This window comes from Hydrogenovibrio sp. JE_KL2 (genome assembly GCF_009296185.1).
Classification (GTDB): Bacteria; Pseudomonadota; Gammaproteobacteria; order Thiomicrospirales; family Thiomicrospiraceae; genus Hydrogenovibrio.
The window spans coordinates 15475-27236 of record NZ_WBJR01000001.1; the positions used below are offsets into that span (position 1 = coordinate 15475).

The window sequence follows — 11762 nt, forward strand, 5'->3', positions numbered from 1 at the left end:
GGTGTCTAGTCTAGCTTAGGTAGTAGTTAGGCAAGACTTTGACGCAGCTCGCTCATTTGCTCGTCGCTGAGCTCCAGCACCAGTTGTGTGCGCTCAATCATATCCTTCAGTTCCGGCGTCATGTAAACCTTAAATACTTGTTCACTTACCAGTCCATTGGCCAGTTGCACCAATGCCACCAGTTTTTTCAACTCCAGGTTGCGGATGGTTTCAAGGTTTGGCTCATGATGCAGAATCATGGTCTTTTTGAAAGGCGTATCCAGTTCCCACTCCTCAGCGACAAGAACCCCAACCAAACCATGTGAGGTGCGGTAGGTTTCCAACTCTGCACTGTTGCTTGAGAATGGCGAGGATAGGCTTTTGGCAAAAATGGTTTCGTAGTGGCTATCCAATTTCGTCATCATGATTGCGCCGATATTGTGGAACAAACCGAGCAAATAAGCCTCATCCCCCGTGGTGATGGTGGTTGCCTTAGCGATTTCCGCGCAGGCTTCAGCGACTCTAACACTGTGTTTGATCAGTTGAGGGTGGCCGAAGTTTTCCATACCGAGTTTTAATGAAATCGCCGTTACAAGGTTTCTTAGGCGGCGGATACCTAGGATATCGATAGCATCGTGAATGGTGTGGATGACGCGAAAATTATTGCCATGCATCGAAGGCAGGTTGGCAGCCTGTACGATTTCACCCGCTAAAATCGCATTTTGACCAATGATATTTGCCATTTCTTGTGGGTTTGGAAATTCTTGAGCGGCAAGCAGTTGTCTGAGCTTAAGGACTTCACGCGGAATAGAAATTTTCTCAGTCTTGTTCAAGAGTACGCGTGCTTGAGTCAGTTGGTCTTTTAATTCCATTGATTTCCTTTCCCTCTTCGGTCAAGTGGCTGATGTTTTTACTATCATGTTCTCGTGCCGAGTTTGTTATGATGTTTGTCGGTCATCGGTGCTCGAAATCTTACGGGCAAAATTTGCCAATTTGTCGGTCATTTAGCTTTGAAATGCTTGGGTTAATGAAAACGACACAGCAACCGATTATAGTCAAATTTGTTCAAAATGGGTATTTTTACGATAGAGATGGCGGTTTTCCAAGAGTTACAGCAAAGTTTGCAGGTTGATGCCAGTCTGGAAGACGGTCAGGCGCGTTTTGACGCCATTCATCCTCATCAATCTTTTATCGTTCAGGCGCCGGCGGGTTCCGGTAAAACCGCTTTGTTGACCCAACGCTTTCTTTCACTCTTGACGCAGGTCGAGTTCCCAGAACAGATCGTCGCCATGACCTTTACCAAGAAAGCGCAGTCTGAAATGCAGGAACGTATTTACCATGCGTTGACTTCGGCACTTACGCCTCTCAAACCTGATGCCGGCATTTACGAAACCAATACTTGGCTGCTGGCACAAGCCGCACTCGACAATAGTGGCAGGCAAGGCTGGCAGTTGCTTGACAACCCACAGCGCTTACGTATTCGGACGCTGGACTCTATGAATTCCTCGCTGGTGCAACAGATGCCATTGCTTTCACGGTTTGGCGCCAGTGCTTCGGTGATTGAAAATCCAGAACCTTTGTATCGTGAAGCGGTTCGTGAAGCGTTGAATAATCCTGATATCGCTTATAGTAGTGCGACCCTGTTGGAAAAGGTCAATGGCAATTTATCACGTGCCGAAAATCTACTGATTTCCATGTTGAGAAAGCGCGACCAGTGGATGCCACTGTTGAGCCGATTGTCGGGTGCTACGGATAAGGACGTGTTCGATAAAGGGTTGGAACAGTTGGTCAATGCCGAGTTTGCAACCTGTCATCAGCAATTAAAACCTGTCTTTCCATCTTTGGAAAAAGCCCGTTCAATTTTATTGTCGATCGCGCCAGAAAATCGTCCCGAAGGCTCGGATTGGTCATTGTTGCAAGCATTGAAAATCGATCAAAATCTACCAGGTTGGGGTGGTTATGCCGGTTGGAAACAGCTGGCAAATGCTCTGCTGACCCAAAAGGACGAAATTCGTTCCGGCAAAGGTCTGAATAAAAACAATGGATTTCCGTCGAGCAAAATTGCGGAAGAAAAACAGCTCAAAGACGATATGTCGGAAGTGCTGTCAGAGTTGTCGGCGCGTAATGGCAATGGCAGTATTTCTGCTGCACTGGGTTTGATTCGCAGCCTGCCGGATGCGCGTTATACCGATGAACAATGGTTGGGTGTTGTCAACCTGATGTCGTTGTTGAAAACCTGTGCTGCCTATCTGAAGCTAGCATTTGCCCGTGCCGGACAGACGGATTTTATCGAAGTCGCACAGGCGGCGTCCGATGCTTTGGGGGAGGAAGATCAACCGACCGACTTGGCGCAACGCTTGGATTACCAAATCAAACACCTGCTGATTGATGAGTTTCAGGATACCTCGGTCAGCCAATTCAGTTTATTGAAAAAACTGGTGGCGGGCTGGCAGCCTGATGAGGATCGAACGTTATTTATCGTGGGTGACCCGATGCAGTCCATCTACCGATTCCGGGAAGCGGAAGTCGGTAACTTTCTTGAGGTGTGGCAAGGCTCTTTGGGCGCGGTGACGCTGTCATGCAAAAATCTGACGGTCAACTTCCGCTCTGATGCAGCGGTTGTTGAATGGGTGAATGAAACTTTTCCGCAAGTGTTGCCGCCGCAAAATGAAATCGAACGCGGCGCGGTGACCTATAGCGCCTCTACCGCCAAGAAAGCGTCGGATGCCGATAGTCAGGTTCAGACGCATTGGGCACTTAACCGAACACCTGCCGAAGAAGTCGAGCAGATTGTTGCGTTGATTCAACAGCGTTTACCTCAAATGAAACCGGGCGAAACTATTGGTGTTTTGGGCCGTTCGCGTGGTCACTTGATGCCGATTGCCAATGCTTTGAAACAGCAAGCGATCGCTTTCAGAGCGGTAGAGTTGGAAGCGCTGAACGAGCGTCAGGAAATTCAGGATGCGCAAGCACTGACCCGTGCATTGCTACACTTGTCGGATCGCCCCGCCTGGCTAGCGTTGATGCGCACGGCAGCCATTGGGTTGAGTTTGGCGGATTTGTATGTCTTATTCGGTAATCCGAAAACCTTCAGAAAACCTGTCTTGCAACAGCTTGCAGAGGGCGTACCTAAGAACTTATCTCCCGAAGGAAAGGCTAGATTGGAAGCGGCATTGCCGGTTTTAAATCGAGCGGTTTCACAGATAGGGCATTTGCCTTGGTCGCGGTTGATTAAGGAAACCTGGCTGGCGTTGGGGTTGGCAGAGACGATTGAGTCTGCGGTGGCGCTGGAAAACCTTGAGGCCTACTGGCAAATGTTGGAAGGGTTGGTACAAGACAGAACCGATGTTTTGGACTTTGCCAAACTGGAAGAAACGATGGTGAAGCTGTTTGCGCTGCCGGATGCTTCGGTTGAAAGCCTGCAAATCGAATTGATGACCATGCATAAATCCAAAGGGCTGGAGTTCGATACCGTGATTTTGCCGGGGCTAGGTAAGAAACCGCGGGGGGATGATAAGCCGCTGCTAAGCTGGTTGAACTTCAAGAGTGAACGTGCTGATTATCTGGTAATGGCGCCGTTGGATCAGAAGGGACAGGGTTCGTCAGAGTTGGTGAGCTTTATCCAGAAATTTGAAGCGGAAAAACAGGAATATGAATCGGGTCGCTTGCTTTATGTGGCGACCACACGAGCCAAAAAGCAACTGCACCTGTTCGGTAGCGTGACCGTCACCGAAAAAAACTTGGATGCCATTGCCGAAGGCAAAAAAGCTTTGGAAGCGACCAAGAAATCGTTGCTGGAAACACTATGGAAGAGTGAAGCAAAGGCGTTTGAAACGCTCCTTAAAGATTATGAGTTCAATCCAGATGAAGAGGGCATTGAGCAGCCTGTGCCGCGGGTCAGCCGACTGTCGCTTGAGGCGGTTCAGCTTCAAAGGCATTGGTGGAATGCACGACTTGAGTCGGAAGTGTCACTCAAGCAGCTGGAGAAGGCGTCAGACATTAAAGCCGATAATCCATATGAAGCGATGTCTGAAGAAGATGCTTTGATGATTACCTTAATTGGTAATCTGGTGCATGGTGTATTGGAGCAGTGGGTGGAAACCGGTTTTTTGCAAGAAGATAATGCGGTGTCCAAACTGCAACAGCAAAGTGGTTATTTTCGCTATTGGTTGCGTCAGCAGGGTTTGAGTGGTTCCGGTTTAGATGCGGCATTGGGTCGAGTGATGCATTCGTTGGAAAATGCAGCAAGTAACCCGGAGTTACGGTGGGCGTTGAATAAGAATCTGACAGCGTCCGCTACTGAGTTGGCCTTAAGTTCATTTGGTATGCACTTCAACGATCCAGTGTCTGATGACTTGGTTCGAATGGAAAGTCATAGCATGACGCAACATCATATCGTTGACCGTACCTTTGTGGATGATGCCGGTGTGCGTTGGATTGTCGATTACAAAACCAGTTATTGGCATGAAGGTTCCGGTACAAGCAAGGCCACATTTGTGAGCAGCAAGGTGGAGGAATATCGTCCGCAATTGCAGAGATATGGCACGTTGTTTGCCCAGTTGGAACAACGTCCGCAAAAGTATGTTTTGTATTTCACTTATTTGGATGAATGGGTCGAGTTGAATTAGACCGACTAGACTTTTAAGGAGAGTTTTGCACGAGTGGGGCACGAGGTAAAAATGAGATAAAATTTCTCTGAATTAGGCGAAAAACGCAGCTAATAGCTGGCTATTGGCAAGTTTTTTAACAACATTCAGGGGGATTTGAGCCATTTTTAGCCATGCATCCATCTCGTGCAAAGCTCTCTTATAGATGGATAAACCGCACGATGAAAGATTTAGCGAAAACACAGGAACAAATTTTAAGACATCACGGTGGTGATGGCGCATTTGCGCGTGAGCGAATTACCGAAACCTACCAGCGTCGACATGACGAAACTTTCTGGCAATACTGGGACGAAAAAGTCGCCAAAAACTACCAGGTTGGGGATGGTGTACTGGATATGGGGGCAGGCATCGGCCAGTTTGTGGAAGATTGCGCCAAGCGTTATCCGGATTCTCCAGTTTACGGTATTGAAGCCGCGCCCTATATGTTGGAAAATCCGTTGCCTTTGCCAGCGAATGCCAAGATTCTGATGGATGACTTAAACAATCCTCAAGCCAATATTGCCGATAACTCCTTGGCAATGGTGATGGCGAATATGGTGGTGCATGAATTGACGCAGCCCATCAAAATGTTTCGTGCCGCATACCAATGGTTGAAGCCGGGCGGGCGCTTGTGCATTATCGATTTAGTGCGCCAACCGCTGGCGGATTATCTGCAGCGCCGTTATGAAGGTACGGCATTGTGGGCGGGGGACACCACGGTTGCGGATTTGGAAGATGCCTTTGAGCATTTTTTGGAGCACAACCGTTATCATGCGGATGATATAGAGTTCATGTTGACCGCCGGTGGTTTCAAGGTGGTGGAAAAGTCTTTGGAACGCAACGGGCGTTTTGCCTGGATAGTGGTTGAAAAGTAAGTTTGTCAAACTCAGGAACCCAACCTGGTAGATTTTATGCAATCAATTCGATTTAAAAGTGGAATGAGCTATGGCTGTTATCGGTAATTATTTTGAAGTGAAAAAATTCTTTAAGAACAACGACAAACTAGGCGTTGTGTTCGATTATTTGGAGGAAGCATTAGACCCTACCTCGCAAGTGCACCAGCGAATGTTCTCGAGCATTGAGCCTAGAGCGCAAAAAATTGATATTGGCGGTGGTTGTTTTGTGGTGGAGCAGGTTTACATGACAAAAGACCGCGCGGACTGCTTTTTTGAGTCACACAAGCAATATGTCGATTTCCAGTTGATTCTTTCCGGCAATGAGCAGATGGAAGTGATTGATATTCGTCACCTGACGTTTAAGCGTTTTGAGGAAGATAAGGATTTTATCGCCTACGAAGATACCGATAAGGCTTCAAAAATAGTGATGCAACCTGAAGATCTATCGGTGTACTTTACAAATGATGCACACCTTGGACTGGCGTCTTTTGAAAGCAAGCAGCTCGTTTATAAAGCGGTGGTTAAAGTGCCAGTCGAGTTTTTTGAATAGTCGTTATATAGAACGCTATTCATAATGCGTCCAAAGTCTTAAAATTTTGACTATTTTTTGATCTTCAATCACTTGATAAACAATGCGATGCTGGATGTTAATTCTTCTGGAAAATGCACCAGATAAATCCCCCACCAAGCGTTCATATCTCGGTGGGTTTTGAAAAGGATTTTCTTTGAGTAGGTCTAAAAGTTCTGCCGCTTTTGGTTTCAAACCGCTCACAGCGAGTTTTTTCGCGTCTTTTTGAGCTTGTTTGGTATAAATCAACTGCCAGGCCATTTACTGTTACCAGTTAAGTTCAGTTTCACAATTCTCAACAGGTTCTTTCATACCGGAAATAATCGACTCTCTCATGCCTTTTATATTTAGAAGATTTAAGGTTTCATTAATCGCATTCCAATCATCTTCGGAAATTAAAACAGCATTGCCTTTTTTTCCGGTAATGGTGATGTGCTCGTGTGAATCATTGACCTGTGCAATTAATCCATAAAAGTTTGAGCGCGCCTCTGTGGAATTAAGTGTTGTCATAATGATTTTTGTAACCTCTGAAAAAGAAATAGAGAAGATTATCGTACGTAATAGCGTACTTTTTGTCAAGTTTTATGGTCCGTTATCATAAGGTCCAGGCTTACCTGGCAGATTTTTGCCGGGTTATCTTTTCTTTATTCAAGCCAAAAAGCGTTTTGTATCCAATTAGGTGCGGACTGATCGCCTGTAAAGCTCAGCGAGTCAAAACGCATAGCGTGATGCTGATAGTTTGGATGCTTTTGTAAAAAGGTTTGTGCGCAAAGTATGATTTTGCGTTGTTTGGCGGCATTTATGGCTTCTTCTGGTTCGCCAAAGGTTGTTGATTGGCGATGTTTGACTTCGACAAAAACCAAGGTGGTTTCTTGTGGAGAAGTCTGCTCTAGGCAGATCAAATCAATCTCGCCGCCTTTGCAGCGGTAGTTTTTGTGCAGAACTTCTAAGCGTTGCGACTGAAGAAAGCTTGCGGCGTCGGCTTCTTTTTGTTGACCAATGAGCTTGCTGAAAAGTCCGATGCTATTAATTCCAAGAAAAGTGTTTAGGGTGTCGTTGAATCAGGGGTGGTTTCCCCGGGCAAGACTTTTGCAGGTTGAACTGCATCAGAAGGCGCTTGAGGAATATCTATGTAGTGGCTTTCATCGGCATTATTGGTTTCTGTCAGTGGAACCACTTCACCTCTGGCGTTGTATCTTGCCCATGACATTTTGTAATCAAACTCATTGTCTTGTTTGCTGAGCTTGCCGAGCATCCCCGTGTTTAAACAGATGTTTGGACCAAGGCGGTATTTTTGCGTTGCAAGCGTAAAGCTGTCCCAGCCATAAGCTTCAAGGGTGGAAGCGAGATTGGTTTTCTTTAATGCCGCTTTAAAGGTCGGGAAGATAACATTTGCCAAGTCTTTGTTTGGTTCGGTTTTATCCAGATTAATCGGCGTTAGCTTTGACGAACCATACACCGGGAGTTGTAGTTCAAAGAAAGCAAATTGCGGTTTAAATACCGCAACCTGTCTTGCATTGCCTAAAAGTACGATGGCGTCCAGATCCTTACGTGTGCGAGGGGTAAAGGATAGGTTTTCTTTAAATAGCCATTGCAGGTTGTTTTTGCGAGCTTGGCTGTAAGTTTCATTGATGACGCTTCCCAAAGCTTCCCGAAGTTTTGGGTGGGTTGCCGGGTAGCTTTTGAGTGTCAACTTGTGGTCTGGTACTTGCTGCCAGTAGTCTGCAATTTGCACCGCCAGGTTACTGTCAGCAGGCGTTGTACTCGTTAGAATGGCGATGTTTTTATAGTGTTTTTGGCAAAGCTTAGTGGCGATTTGCAGGGCTTCACTATTTGAGATGAAATTGAAGTGCTGAATGCCAAAGGCATCATTAAGTGTGATGACAGAATTATCGCCCCCTATTGCATTGAGTTTTTTGGTCAGGATATCAATATTTTCTTTTTGCAGAGGCCCTAAAATGACGTCTGCACCGTTTTGTTTTGCAGTCTGATAGGTAGACAAAATCTGGTTGGGTTCACTGGGGTTGAAATTGGTATTGTAAAAGGCCAATTTAACATTTGGCGCGTGCGCTAACTGGTTGCGGATAATGCCGTCACGAATTTGCATGGCGATGTTTTTGTAAGGGCCGGTTAGGGGTAGAAATACCGCAACTTGCTGCACTTTGTTGGTGTTCAAAAGCTGTTGGCTCAATGCTTGGTTGAGGTGTTGATTGAAAAGCGCAGATGGGTTGAAGCGCTTTAAGTCCGCCAAAGCTGGCTTCTGCCAAATAGGATGCAGTTCGGTCGCTTTGACAAAATCCAGCCAGGACATTAAATCAGGAGATGTGTCAGGGTCTGATGTGAGTTTGTCTTTTTCTGCTTGCGGCAGGTCTTTTAACGTTTGCCAGATTTGGTACTCAATTGCCAACTGGTTTTCAGGAGAGGCTTTAGACCAAAGTAATTGGGTCAACTCCAAGTAATTGTTCCAAGATTTTGCCTGTTGCGCTTCTCTGATCTCTTCCTGCAAGACTTGGTTGGAAGTTTTTTTTGTGATGGCTCCAGACGAAGGCATTCCAACAATTGGTTTTTGTTGTGAAACCGGTGTAGTACTACAAGATGTCAGAATGGCTGCCGTCATTCCAATCGCAGCTGCTAACGCGAGTGCTTTTCCGGACTGGGCAATAAAACGATTCTGCGGGGTAGGAAGTGATAAAATTCGCTGGAACATGTGGCGGTAGATGACCAATTAAAATTAATGAGATTTATTATACATAAATGCAAATCAGAAGTGCGACCAGAAGTGCAATAGGAATCCTTGCAAAATGAGCGGAAAATTATTTATTGTTGCAACGCCGATAGGGAATTTGAAAGACATTACCTTGAGAGCGTTGGAAATACTTGAGTCTGTTGACTGGATTGCCTGTGAAGATACGCGACACTCTAAGAAACTGTTGCAACATTTCGGTATTAGTAAGCCGTTAATCAGTTTGCATGATCATAATGAACAGGCCAAGAAAACCGAGTTATTGGCGAAGTTGCAAGCGGGTGAGAATGGTGCTTTGGTGTCGGATGCAGGTACCCCGTTGATTAGTGATCCAGGCTATCACTTGGTTTCTTATTTGCGTGAAAATGGTTTGAGTGTTGAACCTATTCCAGGGCCATCAGCCGTTATTACCGCCCTAAGCGCTGCAGGTATGCCGACAGATCGTTTTACTTTTGAAGGTTTTTTACCAGCCAAAGAACAGAAGCGTTTGACTGCTTTGGAAGTGTTGTCAGCTGAAACGCGAACAATGGTTTTTTACGAGTCGCCGCACAGACTAATGGAGTCTCTAAGATCAATGATGGTTGTTTTCGGAGAAGAGAGACAGATTGCTGTAGCCAAAGAAATCACCAAGCAGTTTGAAAGATTCGTTTTCGGAAGTATTCCTCAGGTGATCGAGCAGTTTGAATCGAATGAAGATTGGCAGAGAGGCGAATTTGTCATTATGGTTTCAGGTGTAGAAGAGAAAGATTCTCAACAAGAAGATTATGATGATTTGATTAAAGTATTGTTGACTCAATCACTGCACGTTAAACAAATATCTGAAATTGTTGGTGAATTTTACAACGTGCCGAAAAAGGCCGTGTATCAGCGCGTGTTGACGTTGAAATAATAGTGTCATTGAACTAAGGTATAGTTCGTCTTTTTAAATAATTGAGAGCCTGTTTGCTACTTAATATGCAAAAGGCGACACAAAGAAAAAGATAAATGGTTAAGCATTTGATAAAATGTGTAGTCAAAAAATAACAATAACATCTGTCGGGTTACTAGTTAAATGTGTGGAATTGTTGGCGGCGTCGCTGAGAGGAACGTTGTTCCGATCTTATTGGAAGGTTTAAGAAGGCTTGAATATCGAGGTTACGATTCATCAGGAATCGCGCTCCTAAATTCTGCAGAAAGTCCAGAAAGAGCAAGTTTTCAAATTCAGCGCCTACGCGCCGTAGGCAAAATCAAAGAGCTTGACTCGAAGATTCAGCAAAATTCTTTTTTTGATGGAAATATCGGGATTGCGCATACCCGTTGGGCGACGCATGGCGTTCCATCCGAAAATAACGCTCACCCGCATATCTGTAATAATGAAGTTGCCGTTGTTCATAATGGCATTATCGAAAATTATCATATCTTGAAAGAAGCTCAATTGGCAGAGGGGTATCGTTTTACTTCTGAAACCGATACCGAAGTGGTTGCGCACGCCGTTCATTATGAGCTTAAAACTTCGACTTCACTATTGTCCGCTGTTCAACAGGCAATTACGCATTTTGAAGGTGCTTATGCGCTGGGAGTGATTAGTCCAAAATTTCCGGATACACTTATTGCGGCAAGAAAAGGTAGTCCATTAGTGATTGGTGTGGGGATTGGCGAGTTTTTCATTGCTTCTGATGTATCTGCATTGCTACCTGTTACACAAAATTTCATTTTTTTGGAAGAAGGTGATGTCGCCGAGTTAACCCGCCAAGGTGTAACGATTTTTAATGGTGATGGTGAACAGGTAGAAAGAGAGGTAAAACAATCTTCTTTGAATATGCACTCGGTGGAGTTGGGGGATCATCGCCACTATATGCACAAAGAGATTTTTGAGCAGCCACAAGCCGTTATTGATACTTTGGAAGGTCGTATTTCGCAAGAGCATGTTTTACCATCCGCTTTTGGTTATCAAGCCGAATCCATTTTTAAAGCCGTTAAGCAGGTTCAGATTATTGCTTGCGGTACCAGTTACCATGCAGGTTTGGTTTCAAAGTACTGGTTTGAAGATATTATCGGCTTGCCATGTTCTGTTGAAGTGGCGAGTGAATATCGTTACCGAAATCCAGTGGTGCAAGACAATACGCTGTTTGTCACCATTAGCCAGTCTGGCGAAACAGCAGATACGCTAGCTGCCCTGCAACAAATCAAGCAAGTTGCTAATGAGAAGAATGTTTCAACGCTGACTATCTGTAACGTTCCTGAGTCTAGTTTGACAAGGGAGTCTGATCTTACTTTCCTAACGCATGCTGGGCCCGAAATCGGGGTGGCGTCAACCAAAGCCTTTACGACACAATTAGTTGCTTTGTCATTGTTGGTGACGGTGATTGGTAAATTGCAAAAGCGTATTTCAGAAAGAAGAGAAACGATTATTGTCAAAGGCTTGCAAAAACTTCCTGGTTTGATTCAAAGCGCGTTGGCTCATGAAGAAGTTGTGAAAGAAATCGCCAAAAACTTCTCCGATAAGGACAATGCTCTCTTCCTTGGTAGAGGTACCATGTATCCTATCGCAATGGAGGGAGCGCTTAAGCTAAAAGAAATTAGCTATATTCATGCTGAAGCCTATCCGGCGGGTGAACTTAAGCACGGTCCGCTGGCTCTCATAGATGAAAATATTCCAGTCATTGCAATTGCGCCTCATAACGACTTGTTGGAAAAGCTCAAGTCAAACCTCCAAGAGGTTAAGGCCAGAGGCGGACAAATGATTGTGTTTGAAGATGAACAGTCAAATGTCGGTTCCGAGGAGGGTATGAAGGTTGTTAAAACAACCACAAATGTAGGACGAATTACTGCACCAATCACTTTTAATATTCCGTTGCAGTTGTTGGCCTATCATGTTGCTTTGATTAAGGGAACAGATGTTGATCAGCCGAGAAATTTAGCAAAATCAGTAACAGTAGAGTAGGATGTAA

At 45.1% G+C, this 11762-nt stretch carries 10 protein-coding genes; 5 read left to right on the top strand and 5 right to left on the bottom strand.

The features are described 5' to 3' along the window. Positions 1–26: 26 nt before the first annotated feature. Complete coding sequence (locus tag F8R13_RS00075; RefSeq protein ID WP_152831093.1) at positions 27–851, bottom strand: HDOD domain-containing protein; 825 nt, start codon at positions 849–851, stop codon at positions 27–29. 198 nt (positions 852–1049) lie between these two features. Here F8R13_RS00075 and F8R13_RS00080 point away from each other — a divergent pair, with 198 nt between their 5' ends. The 3 genes from F8R13_RS00080 (at position 1050) to F8R13_RS00090 (ending at position 6071) form a co-directional block, all read left to right on the top strand. Then, positions 1050–4607: an exodeoxyribonuclease V subunit beta gene (locus F8R13_RS00080; RefSeq protein WP_152831095.1), complete on the top strand. Its 3558-nt coding sequence runs from the start codon at positions 1050–1052 to the stop codon at positions 4605–4607. 200 nt (positions 4608–4807) lie between these two features. Continuing rightward, entirely contained in the window at positions 4808–5500 is a 693-nt protein-coding gene (locus F8R13_RS00085) for a trans-aconitate 2-methyltransferase (RefSeq protein ID WP_152831097.1), read from the top strand. Between the two features lie 70 nt (positions 5501–5570). Next, positions 5571–6071, top strand: coding sequence for a YhcH/YjgK/YiaL family protein (locus F8R13_RS00090; protein WP_152831099.1), 501 nt, complete (start codon positions 5571–5573; stop codon positions 6069–6071). Between the two features lie 15 nt (positions 6072–6086). Here F8R13_RS00090 and F8R13_RS00095 read toward each other — a convergent pair whose 3' ends face one another. From F8R13_RS00095 to F8R13_RS00110, 4 genes are all read right to left on the bottom strand, one after another. Then, on the bottom strand, positions 6087–6350 hold the full coding sequence (locus tag F8R13_RS00095; RefSeq protein WP_152831101.1) for a Txe/YoeB family addiction module toxin: 264 nt from the start codon (positions 6348–6350) through the stop codon (positions 6087–6089). Positions 6351–6356: 6 nt separating this feature from the next. Next, a complete protein-coding gene (locus F8R13_RS00100; protein WP_152831103.1) occupies positions 6357–6599 on the bottom strand; it encodes a type II toxin-antitoxin system Phd/YefM family antitoxin in 243 nt (80 codons plus the stop codon). 134 nt (positions 6600–6733) lie between these two features. Then, entirely contained in the window at positions 6734–7120 is a 387-nt protein-coding gene (locus F8R13_RS00105) for a YraN family protein (RefSeq protein WP_371414893.1), read from the bottom strand. A gap of 14 nt (positions 7121–7134) precedes the next feature. Continuing rightward, the gene (locus F8R13_RS00110) at positions 7135–8796 is read right to left on the bottom strand and encodes a penicillin-binding protein activator (RefSeq protein WP_152831105.1); all 1662 of its coding nucleotides are present in this window, start codon (positions 8794–8796) and stop codon (positions 7135–7137) included. Between the two features lie 94 nt (positions 8797–8890). Between F8R13_RS00110 and rsmI the strand changes: the two genes are divergently transcribed. After that, entirely contained in the window at positions 8891–9721 is an 831-nt protein-coding gene (gene rsmI / locus F8R13_RS00115) for a 16S rRNA (cytidine(1402)-2'-O)-methyltransferase (RefSeq protein WP_152831108.1), read from the top strand. A 162-nt stretch (positions 9722–9883) separates the two neighbouring features. Beyond that, entirely contained in the window at positions 9884–11755 is a 1872-nt protein-coding gene (gene glmS, locus F8R13_RS00120) for a glutamine--fructose-6-phosphate transaminase (isomerizing) (protein WP_152831111.1), read from the top strand. The last annotated feature ends 7 nt before the right edge of the window (positions 11756–11762 follow it).

Excerpts from the sequence above, each read along its gene's own strand:
- F8R13_RS00075 (WP_152831093.1), bottom strand. The coding sequence starts at position 851 with ATGGAATTAAAAGACCAACTGACTCAAGCACGCGTACTCTTGAACAAG.
- F8R13_RS00080 (WP_152831095.1), top strand. The coding sequence starts at position 1,050 with ATGGGTATTTTTACGATAGAGATGGCGGTTTTCCAAGAGTTACAGCAA.
- F8R13_RS00085 (WP_152831097.1), top strand. The coding sequence starts at position 4,808 with ATGAAAGATTTAGCGAAAACACAGGAACAAATTTTAAGACATCACGGT.
- F8R13_RS00090 (WP_152831099.1), top strand. The coding sequence starts at position 5,571 with ATGGCTGTTATCGGTAATTATTTTGAAGTGAAAAAATTCTTTAAGAAC.
- F8R13_RS00095 (WP_152831101.1), bottom strand. The coding sequence starts at position 6,350 with ATGGCCTGGCAGTTGATTTATACCAAACAAGCTCAAAAAGACGCGAAA.
- F8R13_RS00100 (WP_152831103.1), bottom strand. The coding sequence starts at position 6,599 with ATGACAACACTTAATTCCACAGAGGCGCGCTCAAACTTTTATGGATTA.
- F8R13_RS00110 (WP_152831105.1), bottom strand. The coding sequence starts at position 8,796 with ATGTTCCAGCGAATTTTATCACTTCCTACCCCGCAGAATCGTTTTATT.
- rsmI (WP_152831108.1), top strand. The coding sequence starts at position 8,891 with ATGAGCGGAAAATTATTTATTGTTGCAACGCCGATAGGGAATTTGAAA.
- glmS (WP_152831111.1), top strand. The coding sequence starts at position 9,884 with ATGTGTGGAATTGTTGGCGGCGTCGCTGAGAGGAACGTTGTTCCGATC.